We start from the raw sequence: 20,245 nt of genomic DNA on the forward strand, positions 1-20,245 counted from the left end.
TTTCCGGTAAAGTTTCTTATCCCCAACCCTCCTTTTCACTTACTGGCTTTTGCATGGTTCGGCCCACATTGTGTGTAATCGGTCTGAACGATTAACCCCATTATTTTGACTTATTCATATGAATCACGATATAGCAATTGATCTTGGCACCGCCAATTTTCTGATAATCCACGAAGACAATATTGTCGTTGATCAGCCCTCCGTGGTAGCCTTCGACCGGGCCACCAACAAAATGCTCGCCGTAGGTCATGAGGCCATGCAAATGGAAGGCAAAACTCACGATAAAATCCGTACTGTCAGGCCGTTACAGGGCGGTGTAATCGCCGATTTCAACGCCGCCGAGCAAATGATCCGGGGCATGATGGCCATGGTGGGTTTCCGCCGCAGCCTGTTCCGGCCCTTTATCCGGATGGTAGTGTGCATCCCGTCGGGAATCACCGAAGTCGAGAAACGCGCCGTTGAAGATTCGGCTGAAATCCTCGGCGCCCGCAAATTGTACCTGATTCACGAGCCGATTGCGGCGGCGGTGGGTATTGGTCTCAACGTAGAGGAACCCGAAGGCAACATGATTGTGGATATTGGGGGGGTACTACCGAAATTGCCCTGATTGCCTCGAGCGGTATCATTTGCAATCAGTCGGTGCGGGTAGCTGGCAACACCCTCGACGCCGATATTGAACTATACATCCGCCACGAATATAACCTCCTGATCGGGCAACCTACCGCCGAACGCATCAAGCACAGCATCGGGGCGGCTCTCACCGACTTGCCCGAATCGCAGCGCGATTGCACGGTCATGGGCCGCGACCTGATGACCGGAATGCCCAAGCAGATCGTAGTGACGCAAGCCGAAATAGCCCACTGCCTCGATAAATCCCTATCCAAAATCGAGGAGTCGGTGATGAAACTGTTGGAAGAAATGCCTCCCGAACTTGCGGGGGACATCTACCAGCGGGGCATGTACCTGTCGGGAGGTGGTGCTTTGCTACATGGGCTTGACAAACGTCTTTCCCAAAAAACTCATTTGACTGTTCATACCGTGGAAGATCCACTGCGCATGGTGGTACGGGGTGCAGGCAAAACTCTGAAAAACATCGAACGGGCGGGGTACCTTATTAAGTGAGTGGACAGTGGACAGTGGACAGTGGACAGTGGACAGTGGACAGTTAGGGAAAATTAAACTCAATGGCTTCTACCCTATTTCTTTAAAAATCTTTGTCACTTTGTCCCTCTGCACTGAGTCACTTAGCCAATTTCTTCCTTAAGGTACCCTACCATGGAGGCACCGGCGCGCTGAGAAGCTCCGGGGCCACCTACCTTGGCTTGAAGTTGGCGAAAGTCGTCCAGCATGGTAGCCCGTTTGGTGCCGCCGGGCAAGATAGCGCGCAGTTCAGCGTCCAGTTGTTTCGAAGAAAAATCGTCCTGAATCAATTCCCGGACGGCCTCCTTTTCCATGATCAGGTTGGCGAGCGAAATATAAGGTACCCGGATCAGGTTTTTGGCGATTGTATACGAAATAGTACTGGTTCGGTAACAGACCACCTCGGGTACCGAAAAAAGGGCGGTTTCAAGCGTCGCGGTACCGGAGGTTACTATTGCTGCTTCGGCCACTGAGAGCAGGTCATAGGTACCTTCGAATACTACAGTTACGTTCGGTAAGCTTTGGTACTTTTCGTAGACTACCTCTGGCAAACTTCTTACTGCGGCTATGACGAATTCATGGTCTGGAAACGCTGCCTGAATACTCAGCATTGTATCCAGTGTACCCATGACCTCCTGCTTGCGGCTGCCGGGGAGCAGGGCGATAATCTTTTTATTTTCAAGGTTATTCTTTGCTTTAAAATCAGAATCCGCGGAGAATTCATGGATCGCATCCATTAGCGGATTACCTACATAAGTTACTTTATAACCGTATTTTTTGTAAAATTCCACTTCAAAAGGAAAGATTACATACATACGATCCACGGTAGCCTTAATTTTCAAAGCCCGTTTCTGATTCCAGGCCCATACCTTCGGCGAGATATAATACAGTACCCTGATCCCTCTTTTTTGGCAAAGGACGCCATCCGCAAATTAAAGCCGGGATAATCAATAAGAATCAGGGCGTCAGGCTGGTAATCCATTACATCCTCTTTGCACTTTTTCAGGAATCCTAAAATGATAGACAGGTTCATTACCACTTCCAGAAACCCCATGAAAGCCATGTCGGTGTAGTGCGTCACAAGCGTAGCTCCCTGCTGCTGCATCAGGTCGCCGCCCCAGGCCCGGAATTCCGCGGCAGAGTCGTGGGACCGGATGCCCTTCATCAGATTGGCTCCGTGCAGGTCGCCCGAACGCTCGCCGGCAATCAGGTAGTACTTCATTCGCCGTAGTACTCAACAAAATTCTTGGGAGTCTCGATCAGCTTGATGTAATGCAACCGCGCTTCGGGAGCGATCTCAGTTACAGCGGGAGCCAGGATTTTCCAGATTTCCATCACAAATATTTCGCAGGAGGCCATCTTCCCCCGCATGAACGGTACATCGAGATTCAGATTCTTATGATCCACCTGATCGATTATCCTGTTTTTAATCAAATCGCCCAACGCCTTCAGGTCAATCACAAAGCCTGTTCCTGCATCAGGTACCCCCTTCACGGTCACGATGAGCTCGAAATTGTGGCCATGGAAATTGATATTGGCGCAGGGGCCAAATATTTCCTGGTTTCTTTCTTCGGTCCAGTTCGGATTGTACAGGCGGTGGGCCGCGTTAAAATGTTCTTTTCGAGTGACGTAAACCACTTTTTCAGTTGACAGTTGACAATTGAGAGTTGACCGATGCTTGGCTTTAACGCCCTAGCTTGTCAACTCGTTTCTGTTGCAAAAATACGTTTTGTTTGGGAAGGAGCGCGGTATTGTGCTTAACTTTACAATTCCTTTTAAACATCTTACTAGTTGCGGGGCAAACGACACTGTCCCTGTTCAACTGTCAACCATCCATTGCATACATGATCGTAGTAACAGGAGCCGCGGGCTTTATCGGAAGCTGTCTGATCAGCCGATTGAATCAGGAAGGTTTTAACTTCATAATTGCAGTCGATGATTTTTCCAAGTATGAAAAATTGGACAATCTGACCGGCAAGACCATTCAGGAACGCGTCGAGCGCAGCGATTTTTTCGCATGGCTCGACGAAAATCAGGAAGAAGTCGAGTTTATCTTCCACATCGGTGCCCGCACCGATACCACTGAATTTGACCGGGCGATTTTCGATGAGCTCAACGTGCAGTATTCCAAGGAAATCTGGAATCGCTGCGTAGCGTATCAAATTCCGCTGGTGTACGCCTCCTCGGCCGCTACCTACGGACTAGGCGAACAGGGGTACCTTGACGATGAGGCACTGATTCCGCAGTTGCACCCCTTGAATCCCTATGGTGATTCCAAAAACGAATTCGACATCTGGGCATTAGCTCAGGAGAAGAAGCCTTTATTCTGGGCGGGACTGAAATTCTTCAACGTGTACGGTCCCAACGAATACCATAAAGGCCGGATGGCTTCCGTAATTTTCCACGCTTTTCACCAAATCCAGAAAACCGGCAAAATGAAACTTTTCCGGTCTCATCATCCCGATTTCAAAGATGGCGAGCAGATGCGCGATTTTGTGTATGTGAAGGACGTAGTTGATGTGTGTATATTTTTGATGAATCATCGAAAAAACTCGGGTATCTACAACCTGGGCAGCGGAAAGGCTCGTACGTTCAAAGATCTGGTTACGAGTACCTTCAACGCCATGCAAATTGAGCCGGTCATTGATTTCATCGATACCCCCGCCGACATCCGCGACAAGTACCAGTATTTCACCGAAGCTTCTATGGACAAGCTGCGCGCCATTGGCTATGCCCAACCCTTCCATTCCCTAGAAGAAGGAATCGAAAACTATGTAACGCAGTACCTGATTCCTAACGCCTATTACTAACCTCTTGACTTGATGTCTTTCCGGCCTAGCCTATTAGCCCGATATTACACTAATTATCGGGTCAATGAGCTAGGCAAGTCCTATCTCAGGCTCGCCCAAGGCCTTCGTAGTGGCTTATTTGGAATTTTTCTATATTTTTGTCTGAATCACCAAACTCAACTTCCCCTGCGGTTGTTAACTCCATGTATCCTTAATAAGGTAACATACAGTACTATGAGCAAAGAAGTAGAATTACTAGAAGAAATCACCAGTTCAGAATATAAGTACGGTTTCGTAACAGATATTGAAGCTGACGAAGCCCCTCCGGGTCTCAGCGAAGAAATTGTCCGGTTCATTTCCGCCAAAAAAAATGAACCCGAATGGATGCTGGAATGGCGCCTGAAGGCCTATCGTGCCTGGCTTAAAACGACGGAACCTACCTGGGCCAATGTACATTATCCACCCATTGACCTGCAGGCTATCAAGTACTATTCGGCCCCAAAAAAGAAAAAGCAGGTTGACAGCCTGGATGATATCGATCCCGAATTGCGCAATACCTTCGAGCGGTTGGGAATTTCGCTGGATGAGCAAAAACGGATTTCTAATGTAGCAGTAGATGCTGTCATGGACTCCGAATCGGTTTTTACTACTTTCAAAGAATCCTTGAAAGAAAAAGGAATCATTTTCTGCTCCATCACAGAAGCGATCAAAGAACATCCCGATCTGGTAAAAAAATATCTGGGATCGGTAGTTCCTCCCAAGGACAATTTTTACGCGGGCCTCAATTCAGCGGTTTTTTCCGACGGATCGTTCGTATACATTCCCAAAGGTGTTCGCTGCCCGATGGAGCTATCGACCTATTTCCGCATCAATGCGTCGGGAACGGGGCAGTTTGAACGTACCCTCATCGTGGCTGACGAGGGTAGCTATGTAAGCTACCTTGAAGGCTGCACCGCCCCGATGCGGGACGAGAACCAACTGCACGCGGCAGTGGTGGAAATATTCACCCACGAAAGAGCAGAAGTCAAATACTCGACCGTTCAGAACTGGTACCCTGGTGACAAGGAAGGCAAAGGGGGGATCTATAATTTCGTGACCAAACGCGGGCTTTGTGATGGTGCTCACTCCAAAATCTCCTGGACTCAGGTTGAAACAGGATCGGCCATTACCTGGAAATATCCTTCGGTGATTTTAAAGGGTGATAATTCCATCGGGGAATTCTATTCCGTGGCTGTTACCAACAATATGCAGCAGGCCGATACGGGTACCAAGATGATACATATCGGTAAGAACACCAAGAGTCGTATCGTTTCGAAAGGAATCTCAGCGGGCAAAAGCCAGAACTCCTACCGGGGTCTGGTCGAAGTATTTAAGCGTGCCGACAACGCCCGTAATTTCTCGCAGTGTGACTCGCTGCTGCTGGGCGACCGGTGCGGCGCGCATACCTTCCCTTACATCGAGGTGAGCAACCCTACGGCCACGGTAGAACATGAAGCAACCACTTCGAAAATTGGTGAAGATATTCTGTTCTACTGCAATCAGCGTGGTATCGGTACCGAGCAGGCCGTAGCCCTCATTGTAAATGGCTACGCCAAAGAAGTACTGAATCAACTCCCCATGGAATTTGCTGTGGAAGCACAGAAACTACTGGCGATCAGCCTTGAGGGTAGTGTGGGATAACAAGAGCTTTGTAAACCTCTTCTATATGAGCCGCGGGTCTTTGACCTTGCGGCTTTTTTTAGAATACATGACTACGGCCTTGCAATCCACCGGTATGTATAGCCACTAGGGTTTCTCCTTTTTGGAAATACCCCTTATTCATAAGATCATACAATCCGTACAGCATTTTTCCCGTATACACATGCTCTAACAGGATTTGGTGACGCAATTCAAATTCTTCCATGAAAGCCAGCAATTCAGGAGTATGGCGGGCGTACCCTCCAAAGTGATAGTCGGTAAAAAGGTGCAGGTTATTTTCTAACTCCAGACTATCCGCCAATTCCAGGATTTCCTGTTTGAGAAATCCGCCACCTTTCAAAGCAGTAAAAGCAAGTACCGGAATTTTTGCGGTTAAAAGTCCCGCGGTGGTACCTCCTGTTCCTGCGGCTACGGCAAAGTAGTCGGGCTTGAAGCCAAGTTGGGTTTCTGTTTCCATTACGAGTTCCCTTACACCGGGTAAGGCAAACGGGGTCGTACCACCTTCGGGAATGATGTAAGCCGTGGGAAAGGTACCTTTTAATTCTTCAAGGTACCTGGGGGTATTCCGCTGCTTGTATTTCTCACGGCTAATACCATAAAGCTGCATACCCTCAGCCCGACAAAAATCCAGTGTTTCGGTACTTTTTTCTAAATACTCCTCACCGCGCACGAATCCGATCGTGCGCATACCCAGCAGGGCACCGGCAGCCGCAGCCGCATAAAGATGATTGGAACGCGCTCCACCGAATGTAAGCAGCGTGTTATACCCTTTTTGCCGAGCATCCAGCAAAATATATTTCAGTTTGCGCCATTTATTTCCCGAAACCGTGGGGTGAATCAGATCATCGCGCTTCAGATACAGGTTCACCCCGGCCCGTTGTGTGGTTAGGTCAACCAGTGGCTGCAATGGGCTAGGTAGGGCAGAAATCGGTGAGTCCACGTAAATTTTGATAATTTTGTCAAAAGTAAAAGGGACTCCCCATATCTCATAACGCTAAATAATGTCAGAGCCAACGCAGGAAACCGACGAGGAAGAAGACCTTTATGAACACTACCGCCTTGTGGTTGATAAGGGGCAGGGGCCTATGCGGCTGGACAAGTACCTGAGTCTGCACGTACCTAACGCTACCCGCACCAAGATTCAGAACGGGATCGACTTGGCAGCTATTACCGTAAACGATGCGCCTTCCAAAGCCAGCTATAAGGTCAAGCCCGCTGATGTCATTGTACTGGCCCTACCCCAGCCGCCCCGGGATACGGAGATTGTACCCGAAAACATTCCGCTGGATATCGTGTACGAGGATGACGAGTTGACAATCGTGAACAAACCCGCCGGCATGGTGGTTCATCCCGCTTTCGGCAACTGGACTGGTACCCTCGTCAACGCACTGGTATACCATTTCCAGCATTTGCCCACGGGTCGTAACGGCGATATTCGTCCCGGGCTGGTACACCGAATCGATAAGGATACATCAGGCCTGCTGGTCATCGCCCGCAGTGAGTACGGGATGACCTACCTAGCCAAGCAGTTTTTTGAACATACTATCGAGCGCACCTACTATGCCCTGGTATGGGGCGAGCCCAAGGAGGCCAAAGGTACCATTGAAGGTCATATTGGACGGAGCGCTAAAGACCGCCGAATCATGGATATCTTTCCCGACGGAAGCCAGGGAAAACCAGCCATCACCCACTACGAAGTTATCCAGCCGCTAAGGTATGTGTCTCTGGTAAAATGTACCCTGGAAACCGGACGTACCCATCAGATCAGGGCCCATATGAAACACATCGGCCATCCGATATTCAATGACAGTACCTACGGGGGAGACCGAATCCGCCGGGGCACGACCAGCGGCAGTTACAAAGCATTTGTGGAAAACTGTTTTAAGATTATACCCCGTCAGGCGTTGCACGCTAAATCGCTGGGGATAGTCCATCCCAAGACCCGGGAGTTCATGCAATTCGACACCGAACTACCAGACGATTTCAGGCAGGTTATGGCCAAATGGGAAAATTACGTACATCATCGCTAACAATTTTGATCGGGTGAATGATAGAATACCTAATTTTTGTACTTATCCTATCATTTATCCAATTCCTCATTTACTAGTAATACAATATGAACATTACCACCCGCCCCGGTTCACGTGAAGACATACCAGCTGTTTTTGAGCTGGTCAAAGAACTGGCTGTCTATGAGAAAGCCCTCGATCAGGTAACCAACTCGGTAGAGCGCATGAACCAGGATTACGACGACAAGCTTTACGATTTTCACATTGCCGAATCCGATGGTGTGACCGTAGGGCTGGCCTTATACTATTTCCGCTATTCTACATGGAAAGGCAAGCGGCTGTATCTGGAAGATATCGTGATTACAGAATCGGTGCGTGGAAATGGATTGGGCAAAACACTTTTTGACGCGGTGGTACAGACTGCCAAGAATACGAACTGCACGGGTATGATGTGGCAGGTGCTGGACTGGAATACCTCCGCCGTAGGCTTTTACCGCAAATACGGTACGCGGTTCGATGATGAGTGGCTAAATTGCCATCTGGATTTCTGAAAAAACTTCACAGCATCCATTAATCATCTTGGTTAGGGTACCCCGGATAGGTCACATGATTTACAATAAATCAGGACGTTTTAGTTTCGTCAGGGCAAGGGACTGATCCAGCCGCCATTGCTCTATTTTGGCCTCATGGCCTGACAACAGCACCTCCGGTACTGCGTTTTCTTCAAAAACGGCAGGTCGGGTATATACGGGTGGTGCGAGCAGATTGTCCTGAAAAGAGTCGGTCAGAGCAGAAGTTTCGTCATTGAGCACTCCGGGAACCAAGCGTACAATGGCATCGGTGAGTACAGCAGCGGCCAGTTCACCACCGGAAAGGACGTAATCGCCGATGCTGATCTCCTTCGTTACAAATAAGTCGCGTACCCGCTGATCAACCCCTTTGTAGTGTCCACAAAGCAGGAGTAGGTTTGTTTTCAACGATAATTGATTTACTGTCCGCTGCGCAAGCCGCTCACCATCCGGGGTCAGGTAGATGATTTCGTCATAGGTACGCTCAGATTGTAAAGCACGTATACAACGGGCGATAGGCTCTATCTGCAATACCATCCCTGCCCCGCCCCCAAAAGCATAGTCGTCTACCTGTCGATTTTTACCTGTGGCATACATTCGGAGATCGTGCAGATGGATTTCGGCCAAGCCTTTGTTTTTCGCCCTTTTCAGAATCGAGTGTGCGAAAAAACTTTCCATCAGTTTTGGCACTACCGAAATGATATCAATCCTCATCGCCGTCCTCCGGTTCGTTACTTGCATTACTCTCAGTATATACCTCCAATAGCCCATCGGGCAATTCCACATGGAGCTGCCTGTTGGTTCGGTCGGCTTCCAGCACAATACCGTCAGTAATAGGGATCAACACTTCGGCTCCCTGATAATCAAATGCAATCAGGTTTTGAGTAGCTACTGAATAAACTTCCCGGACGGTACCCAGGCTTCCAAGTTTTTGATCAAGAATCTCGTATCCCTGAATTTCGTGGTAGTAAAATTGTCCCTCCTCTAGTTCGTCCAAAGCATCCAGAGGTAAAAAAAGGGAAGTACCTACCAGAGCCTGAGCTTTTTCCATTGTGTCGACTCCCTCGAACTGCACAATCACCCTACTCTGCTTCTGGAGGTTAAAAAGTTCAACAAAATAAGGTATCAGTTCGCCCTTAGTTTCTATAAAAACCGACTCCATCTCTTCATAGTCCTCGGGATAATCGACATCAAGATGAAATACCAATTGTCCCTTGGTCCCATGGGTTTTTACTATATATCCCAGCAAATAGCAATCTGCCTGTGTCACGGTCTTAATTGTTTATATGATTAAATCAGGTAGGTATCCCTAAAATAAACATGAGTCTGTGCGGATACCCGACAGACTCATGTGTGAAATTAAATTGGAAGGACACCTTGAAAGCCGGTATACTTAGGCTTTCTTGGCATCAGACTCGTCCGAAGCAGTAGTAGGCTCTTCGGTCGATTTCTCATCCGGTGCTGCGGGTGTATCTTGTGCTTCCGCAACCGGAACTTCGGTTTCGGCAGTAGCTTCGGTTGCAACTGGCGCAGCTTCAGCAACAGGCTCGCTCGCTTGATCAGCTGCGGGAGCAGCCTCTTCAACTACGGTCGTTTCCTCAGCTTTTTCAGCTACGGGTTGCGGAGCTTCGGCAGCAGGCTGTTCAGCAGGTGCTTCGGCAGCAGGCTGTTCAGCAGGTGCCTCGGTGGCAGCAGTTGTTTCTTCAACTGCCTCTGGCTGCTCTTCTATTGAAGTGGCGGCAATTTCAGTTTCTGCCGACTCATTTACTGGTTCTTCTGCTTCTGTCTCGGGAGCAGTGGTATCAGCAGGGGGCGTATTTTTCTTGGTTATTGATTCAATACGGGCCTGATTCACTTTGCGTTCAGCCTCCAGTTTCTGTTCCCTCTCAGATGTTTTCTTGCTATTTAAGGTATCGGCTTTGTTGGCCAATTTTTCACTTTTAGCATTTTTCCACTCTTCGAAACGAGCATCGGCATTTTCCTGCGTTACGGCGCCTTTATTGACACCTACCTGTAGGTGTTTGCGAAGCATGACGCCTTCGTGGTGCAAAATAGAACGGGCGGTGTCTGTGGGTTGAGCTCCTTTGAGTAACCAATCCACAGCCCGGTCGGCCTGCAGCACTACATTATGGGGATTCTGGTTGGGATCGTAGGTACCCAACTTTTCAATAAAGCGTCCGTCACGGGGAGCCCGGGCATCGGCTACGACGATGTCATACATCGCTCTTTTTTTGCGTCCTCGACGCGCTAGTCTGATCTTAACTGCCATGTAGTTATAATTGTTATTGGTGGGGGGATCTCGTCCCTCCGATTAAACAGGGTGCAAATTTAACTAAATTTCCTGATTAGTAAGCATATGAACAAAAAAAGGGGAAAGTTCCTCTGGAACCTTCCCCTATATAAACTTCAAATTGAAAACTATCGCTTGAACCCAGCCGGATATGTGGAACGCAGCGTGTTGTTAGGCATGATTTTGATTTCGACGCGACGGTTAGCCTGAAGTCCTTCAGGAGTCGTATTCTCAGCCAAAGGCCGGTACTCACCGAAATACTCAACCAAAAGGCGGCTTGGATCAGCTAATCCCGCCCGGATCAGGTACCGCTTAGCAGCTTCTACCCGACGTCTTGACAAATTCATGTTATACCCGTAAGAAGCCCGGGCATCAGCATGACCTACCAGAACGATACGGCAGTTGGGACGCATGTTTAGCAGTTCGACAACCTTGGTAAGTGTTTCCTGGGAAGCGCGTCGGATGGTGGCTTTATCAGTATCGAATTCAATGTTACTGAACAGGGCCTCGCACTCATCCTTAGGCATATTGTTCTTTATTGCGTCGGTAATATATTTATCCAGATCAATGGCAACACCGCCACCCGATACAACACTACCAGCAGGCGTATTAGGTTCTTTATCGAACAGATCGGCTACTCCATCACCATCTGAATCCGTGTAGAGTCGGGGATCGACGGGTTTCGGCATATTGGCTTTAGCAATAGAATCGGCATCTTCCATAGTAGGGTTATAAGGGGGGGCACTAAAGCGCGGGGATCTGCCCAACGCAGGTGGTAGCGACCGCTGGAAGCATCGTATTTACCATTTTTGGACATTACGGCGTTCTTGCCTAACTTATAGGTAAGGGCAATAGCACCATAGCCCCATTTATCCAGCTCGGAATCACCTTTTACAAATCCAAAGATTCCGGTAGAGGTAGCGTAGTCCGTCAAGTCACTGGCCGTCAAATCGAGTTTCTCAGTCATCACATGGTTAATGGCAAAGTCTAAACCAATGTCAATCCGTGGAGAAAGTTCATAGTGGATGGCCAAACCCAGGGGTACTACCCACTCACGGGTATATATGGACCCGTTGCGCTCCCATTCGCCCGCAGTTTTCGAGCTTCCATCCGTATTGGATTGAAGTAGCAAGGCTTTAGTATTTAAATCGTATACATCGGTATGGTAATAAATAATACCCGCCCCGGCATGTGCATCGAATTTCCAGCGACGTAGCTTATCAAAACCAAATAGCAGTCGGTTCAAATTCACAGTACCATCGAGTGTAACTTGCACAAAAGATGGGCTCCTGAAATATACATCCTGTGATTTCCCAGTGATCGAACTTACAACCCCTGTTTTGGATCCAGCCAACCAGCCATTCCAGCCCGTAAGCTGTACCCCGAAAAGTGGCGATAATTGCTTGTTGATGGATACTCCGAAACCTCCTGTGAGCGGTTCCTCAGGGCCTCTCCGAAAGTCATACTGCTTAAGGTCACCAAAGAAACGGGTTATTCCCCCGTACCCGGTAATGGACCAGGTGTTCATTTTGTTGGGCCCCTCATAGGTACGGTTTTGGGCAAAAGATGCCGTAGTAAACAGAGCCAGCAAGGAAAGTGTAATGTAAAGATTTTTCTTCTTCATGAGGAAACACCAGTTATGTGATTCAATAAGCCTGAATTTGTATATACACAAAACAATAAATCCGAAAATAGATAAGCCTGTAAGCCGGGTTCTGTATTCCGGGTTTCCCCGAAACTCCTATCATTTATCTGGGGCTCCGATCACCCGGAGCCTCTAACGACCTACCCGTGCCAATGTTCCGAACGTGCCGGAACCGAAACGAGCCGCTTCTTCTCGGCACCTATTTGGTCTTTCAGTCCGTAAGGTTTACCCTGCTCTCGGCATCGCTACCGATCCGGTGGGCTCTTACCCCACCTTTTCACCCTTACCTCGCATAAAAAGTATGCCAGGCGGTATCTTTTCTGTGGCACTTGCTGTCAGCTAATCGTCGCCAATCGGCTGCCTTCCCGTTAGGAAGTACGGTGCTCTGCACTGCCCGGACTTTCCTCCCCTGCTTGAAGCAAGAGCGATAGGACAGCTTATCTAATCCCGGTTGGCTACAAAGCTAAGAAATACTTTGCTTTGATTGGTACCTAACCGTGTACAAAAAGCAAATTTTTACGCCCAATAGGCCCATAAAACCAACATTCTGTACGCTTTAGAGCAGGCCTTCGAGCCTCAGAGATACCTGTCCACGGGCGAAAACAACCGAATAAATATTCTCCGGCGTTAGGTACACCCTGTCTGGAACAATTTCCTCGAGGGTACCTGTAAGCATAATACCTTTGGCCAAATTATTCTGAGTGAGCATCTTCTGGATCGATCGTTGCGCTTCGGTAATTTGCTTACCTATGGGAAATACGAAATTGCGTTCCATCATAGCGCTGAATTTTCCCTGAAGCAACCAGCCAGCTGTTTTTATAATGACATTGCGGGTATCCAGGTCGTAATCCAGATTTTTAAGGGTGAGGTTTTTGGTGGCCGCGTCATAATGGGGCATTCCCCGCAGGTAGATCGTCCCATTCATACTACCTCGGAGTACGGCTTTTATGATCAAAAACTCATTCTGTCCGAACAAATCAAGATCTGTGACTTCCACGGTGTACTTTCCGTTGCTGTACGAAAAAGTCTTACCTACAAATTCTGCCTTTGCCAGACGGGTGGCCTCCTTGTACGACACCATGCTGATTAACCCTACCCGGTAAGCCCCAGGTATTTTATTCACAATTTCGAGGTTGGGGAGTCCAGCATTGGTTACCGGTTCGGGGGGTATCATGGAGGTTACGGTCTGGGTGTACCCTCGCAGGCCAATGGTGCTGCGGATGACATTATTTCTTACCACTAACGGAGTCATGACAACTCCCGTAGGTACCACCATAAGCCAGGTGTTATACGCCTTGGATAATTCGACGGGGCGTCGGGCCAAATCCCAGGCCTTTTGTACATGCGTTTTTAAATCGATGGTGCTGCCGACTTGTTCATCGATTGCCTTTGTAATTTTTTCAAAGTTTCGATTCAGGGTACGGCTCACCATCGATTTAACCGGCAGGGTGAATCCCGCTACCTTGATTACCGGTTCCGTGATCCAGTCATAGCTGTCGACGGAGGTTTCGGAAATAACTTTCCAACTGGGTGAAATATGCATCTTGGATATAAACCGGATGCGTACAGCGAATTCTGTCTCCTTGTGCCCCGAAAGTGTCAGCCCCAGCGGACTCACCTTGTACCCTACACTCACCCATACCTTCAGGGGTACCTCAAAGAGAAAGGTAGAGTCAATGGCTTGAACTTTGATTGGGCTTATTTTCCAAACCTTCGCTTTCAGGTTGTCCGAATTATCATCCTCAAAACTATTGTCTTCGTAAAGAAGCCCATTCAGTTGGGCATTCAGTTGCTTTTCCAACTCGGCCAACGGGGTCTCCACCGGAATATTGACCACCGACAGATGCTTTTCGTTCTGAATCTGCATATTCGAATAGAGGTATTTTTCTTTTGGTGCCGCGGGTTGAGATGAGCCCCCCGAACTACACTGCCATACCAGCATGGCCCACATCACGCTCGCAATCCAAATCAATCCAATTCGTGTCAGTGACTTCACGTAATTACTTGATTTTGACGAAGGTGGCGCCATATCCAAATTTTTGTTTTTGCGCATCCTCGAAAAACTGCACATTCTGATGCCTGCTCAGTCGCCGATGCAATTCATTACGCAGAACGCCATTGCCTGCCCCGTGGATGAATGTCATTTCGTGCATCCCAGCTGCAATGGCCCGTTCAAGCTGCTGTTCGAAAGTGGTCAATTGCAATGTCAGCTTTTCTGTATTGGACATTTTGCCTATTTCGGTGGTAAGCTTTTCGAGGTGCAGATCCACTACTGAATCCGGCTTTGTAGGAACTGTCTTTGGCTCTGAGGAAGGAGAAAGCATTCTTTCGCGCAGATCTGCTGCCGATATTCCTACGCCCGGAAAAGCTTTGACCGTTTCGTTTTCATCATCAAGTTGATACAGGTAGGCTTCCTTCTGAAGGATTGGCGCGGCGTGCTTGCGTTTATAAAAAGATTGGGCGCGGCACTTAATTTTTTTCTGGAATGGTGGTTTTGCTGAGCCATTCCCCTCTTTAAAATACAAGGCCTGTATATCGAAAACGGGCCATTGTTCGAAATTCTTGGCCAGTAGGTCCGTCAGTTTATAGGAGGTACGTGGTTTCATTTCACCCGATCCCAGTCCCGTAGTTATTCCTTCCTGTTCCTGATAGGTCACAAAGGGCAGGTGCCAGTCGGTATTGTTGATCAGATGTACAGTGAGTTCACGGTCGTTGATAGGTACAAAGGCCAGATATATACCTTTCTCGGCAAAAACGGCCCGGGTTTTGCTGACCGGTACATTGTCTTTTTTAATCGGCTCGTTTCGTACCAATCGCTCACCCTCCACGGGTGAAATCGTCACCAATTCATTGCGGAGCACGGGAATTCGGAACCCATCCTCAATTTCTATTTCTACGATATTGCCCGGAAGAAAACGGTACACAATGCCTTCTTCCCGTCCATGCACCAATCGTACTTTATCACCAATATTCATACTCATTCTTTTTAGTTCGTGTTACTGTACTTCTTGAAAGAACCGCCCCTTGAAATCGATTTTTGGCCCACGGGTTGGGGTACCTTACCTCCCTCAACTAATCCTTAAAAATACAAGGGCTTAAAAGTCACACCTTCTCGGGAGAACGATACGGCTGGTGCGGGGATCTTCAATGTATTCAACATGAAAGCCAGGGTTTTAATCAAGCGGCTGCGCGTTTTTATTTTGGTAAAATCCACATCCAGCGAAAAATAGTACTGTCGGTAGGGTCGGTATCCCAATTCTACACTCTGCTGGGTTTCGGCAGCAACCATGTCCTGAATGCCGTACCCTACGGATAGGCAAAGCCAGGCTGGCCAGCGAGACCCAGGAAAAAAGGAATGCGGACTGCCTGAAAACCAGTACGTTTGCCCGTTGTAATCTTTAAGCCACTGTTCGGATCGATTACGACCCAACAGTTCAGGGCGGATGGTGGCAAGATCGGTAAAATGAAAGGAGAACTTGGGTTGTATTCTGACCTCATCCCAGAAGGCGTACTGCCCGACAAAAAGTAAAGGTCCCGCCAGATTCGCTGCCATGTCTCCAATTGAAAAGCCATAATCAGGGGAAAAACCATCCAGAATTTCAATGGGAGTCTGGAAAAAGAAACCAGAAATGGCCCCATAAAGAACGGCCTGTTTTCTGCTGATTCCCGTTTTTTTATAGAGTTCGGCTGTATGCCGGCTAATTTGGAAGGAAGTATAGAGATGTCCTACCTTATCAATTTGTTTCCATTCATGTGAATCATCGGCGACGCTGAATCGGGTGAGGGGATTTTTGTACCAGGTTTTACTCAGTCCATAAAGACTTCCGGCGTACAATGCGGTTTGGGCCGCGAACATCCCGTGCAACAACCGGTAGTTTGGAGGGTGTGCAACGGCCGTGTCAGGCATAACCTCCGCTTCCGACTCCTGGGCAGTTACAGAATAGAACGACAGGCTCCCGAAGATCAACAGCAGGATCGTTTTCATGAAATCGATCAGTAACTCCCACTGTATTTTCTAAAGCCCCATTCTAAGGTAGCCAAAATGAGCAAGGCAAAGAAAATCCATTTTAAATGGATGAGTTCGGCCATTTGCTCGGAGGAATTCAGACGGTCGGGAGGACGGTTTTTGGTCATAATCTGAACCAGGCTTTCGAGGGTAGCAGGTTGGACAAACCGTCCGCCGGAGCGTTGGGCCACTTCACGGAGTAAACCGAAATCAGCCGTAGTATTCTGAGATTCCAGATCAGTGTTTCTGACGACAAACTGACCGCTTACCTGCTCTTGCCCTGAGCGAAGAATAGTAGATGCCCGATACCTGTATACTCCCTCAGGAAGGCCGCTTATATCAAAACGCGGGCTTTCGGCGCTGTGGGTATATGTATAGTTTTGTACTTTGCCTTTTTCATCAGTCAGGTCCAGCTTTACCTCCTGCCCGTAGATATTTTCATAAATGTCATTGTAAATTTCGGTCTGAAAAGAAACCCGATCACCTGCGTCAAACTCGGCACTCACAGGATATACCCTGAATTTACGTTTGTCTTCTTTCACCGAAAGCAACTGAATCACTTTCTGAAAAAGTTCATCTACGATTGTCTGTTTATCGGTGAGGGCGTATTCCTCCTGACGCCACAACCACAGGCCTTCACCCGCCAGTACCGCCACCTTTCGGTCGCCGGCGGTATTAAGCATCAACAGAGGCTTGGTGGTGGCCACACTACCTACCCGTTGATACAGCACTACCTCACTACCCGGCAACAACCTGTATTCACCAAAAGGTACCGACAAGGGCGGGAGCCTCTCCAAGATGTCCAATCGCTGAATATCCAGGTTGAGGAGCTGAAAGGACGAATTGAATACACCCGTTACTTTATCAAATTGCCCCGGGTTGGCTGCAATCTGCACGGTGCGGTTCAGAGAGTTCATGGCACCTATTGCCGATTGATTTCCGAGAATATAAAATACGGGCGTATTTCGGGTCAGCAGGCGGCGCACTAACTCATTACCTAAACCGGAAGCATCAGGTATCTGGTGCAAAATAATGAGATCGTAGGCTTTCTCCGTGAGATTCTCAAGATTGGTAGCAGTGGTCAGCAGCCTTATATCAAGTTCATAGTTTTCATTTTGCTCGATCATACTCCGCAAGGCCTTTATGTCCGGATGCGGGCTAGCCCCAACAGAAGTATTTTCTCCCGGCCGTCGATGATGTCGATGTACACCTCACGGCGGTTATTCTGAGCGTTAAATTCCCCTGATACCCCACCTACTTCCACCGTGTAATGCTGCACTCCCTTTTGTGTGGACGAAGTAGTAAACGTGAACGCCTGGAAGTAATCATTACGACCGATCACCACATTTTGGGTAGAGATTACTCTCCCCCCCTGCTTTAACGAAACAGTTGTGCTTCTCCCTGCCAAGCCGTTAGCCACAATATCGATCTGAATGGGGAATTCATTACCCATATAAGCCACTCGGTTGGACAGTACATTGCGAATCAACACATCCTTCTTAGGTATTGTATCACCAATAGCAACCGTATGTACCCGGAAAGGGTAACTCGCAAAGGCAGGCGAAAGCCCTTGGTTGACTATTCCGTCGGAAAGCATAATCACATCGGTCAGGTTTTGCCCTTCAAAGTTGCTCCGAATGGACCCTAGTAAAGACGATAGATCGGTAGTAGAGGCGGTGAATTTTATGGAGTCAAACTCCGCAACCGGTCGTTCGGCGTCCAGAGTCTCAATGCTTACTTCATACCCGTCCGCTTCCAACTTATGGGCGGCCTCAGCCACCAGGGGTACAGCTTTGGTACCCTCCTGGGCAGTTGACAGCGAGTTATCAATGGCCAATACCACCTTTGCCTTATCGGTGGTAGTCTGTGTAGTACGAACCAGCGGAGCCAATAGTAAAAAGCACAGAATAGAAACGAGGCTTCCACGGAGAATAGCCAGAAAAGTATTCAATCCCTTGCTCCATGAAGGCTCAGGACGGTACAGAAAATATGCATAAGCCGAACCGGCTAACAGACAAAGTAGTATGAACCACGGAGAAGATTGCAGGAAAAGTTCGGATCGCATGGACGAAGCGTAAGTCTCGGAGTGTGGGGGTTAGTTCCGGAATGGACAAGATACAACCATAACGGCTAAAACCCTATGATTGGTTTTTGAGAAGCCGGAAAACTTCTCCGACTCACATAAGCAGGTACCCTAGGTGAGCATACCCCCATCCACCTGTATTACCTGACCGGTGATGTACTTCGACATATCGGAGCCAAGAAAGACACAGGCATCGGCCACTTCTTCAGGCTTGCCTCCCCGCTTTAGGGGAATTGATTGCTTCCACTCCTCGAGCGACTTGGCCTCAAGCGCTTCGGTCATCTCTGTTTCAATAAAACCCGGGGCTACTGCATTGGACCGTATACTGCGCGAACCCAATTCCAAAGCCACCGATTTGGTAAAGCCAATGATGCCTGCCTTAGACGCGGAGTAATTGGCCTGACCGGCGTTGCCCATGATACCTACCACCGATGTAATATTGATGATCGAACCGCTTTTGGCCCGCATCATAGTTTTGATGGCCGCCTTGGTAAGATTAAATACCGATTTCAGGTTAATGGTAATCACAGTATCCCACTGTTCTTCACTCATACGCATCAGAAGCCCATCCCGCGTAACCCCAGCATTGTTTACCAGCACATCGATCCGACCAAAATCCGCAATCACTTCGGTAATAAGTTCATCGGCCGCTTGGAAATCAGAGGCATCCGAACGGTACCCTTTAGCTTTGATACCGTACTGCTCCAATTCGGCTACCAGTGCCTGACCTTTTTCAATATTCGACAGAAAGGTAAAGGCCACATCGGCTCCTTCCTGAGCAAAGCGGATAGCGATGGCCCGCCCAATACCACGTGATGCACCTGTTACCAGCGCTACTTTATTTTCCAATAGTTTCATACAGAATGAGTTTGGGCTGTGCCTATTCCAAGCGGGAAAAATTGAGAAAAAGAAAACGGCGCGAACCGTTCAAAAAATACCGCGTAAAGGTAAGGGATTGGGAGTTTGTGCGCAAAAGTACCCGGCAATTGGATCGTGTGCCGGTCGAAGCGACTAAAAATATGCAACAGCCAAAAGCAGAATAATTGGGATCATCGTATATTCGTACCTGACCTAATCTTCATTTGCCATGCCCCGCATAATACTGGGAGTCATTTTGTTCTGTATTCTAGCCTATACCATTGGGTACTTCAAAGTCCGGATACAGAATCCCCGAAAAGCCGATGGTACCCCAAAGTCTGCTTTTGAAGAGGGTTCGAGAATTTTGGTACTTATGATCGGAATCGGGTTATTAGTTTTTGCCCTATTTATCGCCTACACCTTTGGTACCTACCTTTTCCAAAAGAAATAGTGCCGGTCACTCCCTTTTAATGACCGAGGTACGAATGTCCATGATGAAGCCTATGGCCTGTGCCTGATCCAGAGCCCTTTTGTAGCTGGAAAATTCGCCCGCCGAAACGACAAAGGTACCCCCTGCCGAATCAGGTTCGATGATTTTTGCCTTATAATTACCTTGCCGAAGCTCTTTGATTCGAAAGAGTGCCGAACTTCTGCTTTCGAACTCCCCTGCTTTGATGTAGTAGGCTAGTACTGGTTTAGGGGCCACAAAATTGTCCGTTTGAACCGGCTCCTTTGGGGTGGTCTGGGTAGGCAACGATTGAAACGATTGATTGGATACCGTATCTGTACCTGTTGCCTCGTTCGTTAATTCCGAAAGACTTTTCCAATCCTGAGCAGTAGAATCAGTCCCGAGTTGATTGGCACTTAAAAGTGAGTTTTCCCACGCCGCCAGTGAATCGGACGGAATGTCGGAAGGAATGGTAGATTCAAGCAGTTCAGCTTCGGAATTGCCTGAACCCAAATAGTAGGCAAGGTAACCTTTGCGATACGCGGGATCTGCCGAATTCATCCAGGCGATGTAAGAGGCCATACCCAACAGCGCCACCAAAAGTACAACGACCAACCACCAGGGTGCCCCTGAGGAATTTTGGCGTTTAGAAGAGGTGTTTCCCCGAGGACTTTCTTGTCTCTTTCTTGGTTCTTTTTTTATATTTTGCT

The 20,245-nt window shown here is 48.4% G+C and carries 19 protein-coding genes, 1 other RNA gene and 2 pseudogenes; 6 read left to right on the plus strand and 16 right to left on the minus strand.

What is annotated here, in order from left to right:
• Positions 1-118 precede the first annotated feature (118 nt).
• Positions 119-1,122: pseudogene (locus GBK04_RS01130) on the plus strand (rod shape-determining protein).
• Between the two features lie 122 nt (positions 1,123-1,244).
• Here GBK04_RS01130 and lpxB read toward each other — a convergent pair.
• A pseudogene (gene lpxB, locus GBK04_RS01135) lies at positions 1,245-2,362 on the minus strand (lipid-A-disaccharide synthase).
• Positions 2,359-2,778 (minus strand): 6-pyruvoyl trahydropterin synthase family protein, encoded by a 420-nt coding sequence (locus GBK04_RS01140; RefSeq protein ID WP_373330599.1) that lies wholly within the window; start codon positions 2,776-2,778, stop codon positions 2,359-2,361. The pseudogene lpxB and the gene GBK04_RS01140 overlap by 4 nt, the downstream one beginning before the upstream one ends.
• Positions 2,779-2,984: 206 nt before the next feature.
• Between GBK04_RS01140 and rfaD the strand changes: the two genes are divergently transcribed.
• Both rfaD and sufB read left to right on the plus strand, forming a co-directional pair.
• Positions 2,985-3,950 carry an ADP-glyceromanno-heptose 6-epimerase gene (gene rfaD / locus GBK04_RS01145; protein WP_152756143.1) on the plus strand — a complete coding sequence of 322 codons (966 nt, stop codon included), beginning with the start codon at positions 2,985-2,987 and terminating at the stop codon, positions 3,948-3,950.
• Positions 3,951-4,163: 213 nt separating this feature from the next.
• Positions 4,164-5,609, plus strand: a complete 1,446-nt coding sequence (gene sufB / locus GBK04_RS01150; RefSeq protein ID WP_152756145.1) for a Fe-S cluster assembly protein SufB — start codon at positions 4,164-4,166, stop codon at positions 5,607-5,609.
• A gap of 58 nt (positions 5,610-5,667) precedes the next feature.
• Here sufB and GBK04_RS01155 read toward each other — a convergent pair whose 3' ends face one another.
• Positions 5,668-6,534: a 1-aminocyclopropane-1-carboxylate deaminase/D-cysteine desulfhydrase gene (locus GBK04_RS01155; protein WP_152756147.1), complete on the minus strand. Its 867-nt coding sequence runs from the start codon at positions 6,532-6,534 to the stop codon at positions 5,668-5,670.
• A 94-nt stretch (positions 6,535-6,628) separates the two neighbouring features.
• On the opposite strand from GBK04_RS01155, the gene GBK04_RS01160 reads away from it, so the two are divergent.
• The gene (locus GBK04_RS01160; protein ID WP_152756149.1) at positions 6,629-7,657 is read left to right on the plus strand and encodes an RluA family pseudouridine synthase; all 1,029 of its coding nucleotides are present in this window, start codon (positions 6,629-6,631) and stop codon (positions 7,655-7,657) included.
• 86 nt (positions 7,658-7,743) lie between these two features.
• On the plus strand, positions 7,744-8,187 hold the full coding sequence (locus GBK04_RS01165) for a GNAT family N-acetyltransferase (protein WP_152756151.1): 444 nt from the start codon (positions 7,744-7,746) through the stop codon (positions 8,185-8,187).
• Between the two features lie 60 nt (positions 8,188-8,247).
• Here the strand turns inward: GBK04_RS01165 and trmD are convergent, their stop codons facing one another.
• The 12 genes from trmD to fabG form a co-directional block, all read right to left on the minus strand.
• Positions 8,248-8,919, minus strand: a complete 672-nt coding sequence (gene trmD / locus GBK04_RS01170) for a tRNA (guanosine(37)-N1)-methyltransferase TrmD (RefSeq protein WP_152756153.1) — start codon at positions 8,917-8,919, stop codon at positions 8,248-8,250.
• A complete protein-coding gene (gene rimM, locus GBK04_RS01175; protein ID WP_373330600.1) occupies positions 8,909-9,475 on the minus strand; it encodes a ribosome maturation factor RimM in 567 nt (188 codons plus the stop codon). The genes trmD and rimM overlap by 11 nt, the downstream gene beginning before the upstream one ends.
• 123 nt (positions 9,476-9,598) lie before the next feature.
• Positions 9,599-10,426 (minus strand): 30S ribosomal protein S16, encoded by an 828-nt coding sequence (gene rpsP, locus GBK04_RS01180; protein WP_373330601.1) that lies wholly within the window; start codon positions 10,424-10,426, stop codon positions 9,599-9,601.
• A 197-nt stretch (positions 10,427-10,623) separates the two neighbouring features.
• Positions 10,624-11,184, minus strand: a complete 561-nt coding sequence (locus tag GBK04_RS30185; RefSeq protein ID WP_373330602.1) for an OmpA family protein — start codon at positions 11,182-11,184, stop codon at positions 10,624-10,626.
• Entirely contained in the window at positions 11,130-12,119 is a 990-nt protein-coding gene (locus GBK04_RS01185) for a hypothetical protein (RefSeq protein ID WP_373330603.1), read from the minus strand. The genes GBK04_RS30185 and GBK04_RS01185 overlap by 55 nt, the downstream gene beginning before the upstream one ends.
• A 64-nt stretch (positions 12,120-12,183) precedes the next feature.
• Positions 12,184-12,584: RNase P RNA component class A (rnpB, locus tag GBK04_RS01190), an RNA gene on the minus strand.
• A gap of 112 nt (positions 12,585-12,696) precedes the next feature.
• Entirely contained in the window at positions 12,697-14,136 is a 1,440-nt protein-coding gene (locus tag GBK04_RS01195; protein ID WP_373330604.1) for a DUF4403 family protein, read from the minus strand.
• Positions 14,137-14,140: 4 nt separating this feature from the next.
• Positions 14,141-15,121 (minus strand): Smr/MutS family protein, encoded by a 981-nt coding sequence (locus GBK04_RS01200; protein WP_373330605.1) that lies wholly within the window; start codon positions 15,119-15,121, stop codon positions 14,141-14,143.
• Positions 15,122-15,219: 98 nt separating this feature from the next.
• Positions 15,220-16,125, minus strand: a complete 906-nt coding sequence (locus GBK04_RS01205) for a DUF2279 domain-containing protein (protein WP_152756156.1) — start codon at positions 16,123-16,125, stop codon at positions 15,220-15,222.
• An 8-nt stretch (positions 16,126-16,133) separates the two neighbouring features.
• Positions 16,134-17,273 carry a hypothetical protein gene (locus tag GBK04_RS30190; RefSeq protein WP_373330606.1) on the minus strand — a complete coding sequence of 380 codons (1,140 nt, stop codon included), beginning with the start codon at positions 17,271-17,273 and terminating at the stop codon, positions 16,134-16,136.
• Positions 17,274-17,287: 14 nt separating this feature from the next.
• Positions 17,288-18,211, minus strand: coding sequence for a hypothetical protein (locus tag GBK04_RS30195; protein ID WP_373330607.1), 924 nt, complete (start codon positions 18,209-18,211; stop codon positions 17,288-17,290).
• 129 nt (positions 18,212-18,340) lie between these two features.
• Positions 18,341-19,087 carry a 3-oxoacyl-[acyl-carrier-protein] reductase gene (gene fabG, locus GBK04_RS01215; protein ID WP_152756158.1) on the minus strand — a complete coding sequence of 249 codons (747 nt, stop codon included), beginning with the start codon at positions 19,085-19,087 and terminating at the stop codon, positions 18,341-18,343.
• 229 nt (positions 19,088-19,316) lie between these two features.
• Here fabG and GBK04_RS01220 point away from each other — a divergent pair, with 229 nt between their 5' ends.
• Positions 19,317-19,538: a hypothetical protein gene (locus GBK04_RS01220; RefSeq protein WP_152756160.1), complete on the plus strand. Its 222-nt coding sequence runs from the start codon at positions 19,317-19,319 to the stop codon at positions 19,536-19,538.
• A gap of 6 nt (positions 19,539-19,544) precedes the next feature.
• Here GBK04_RS01220 and GBK04_RS01225 read toward each other — a convergent pair whose 3' ends face one another.
• Positions 19,545-20,150, minus strand: a complete 606-nt coding sequence (locus GBK04_RS01225) for an SPOR domain-containing protein (RefSeq protein ID WP_373330608.1) — start codon at positions 20,148-20,150, stop codon at positions 19,545-19,547.
• Positions 20,151-20,245: the final 95 nt, after the last annotated feature.

Source organism: Salmonirosea aquatica, assembly GCF_009296315.1.
In the GTDB taxonomy this organism is placed as follows: Bacteria; Bacteroidota; Bacteroidia; order Cytophagales; family Spirosomataceae; genus Salmonirosea; species Salmonirosea aquatica.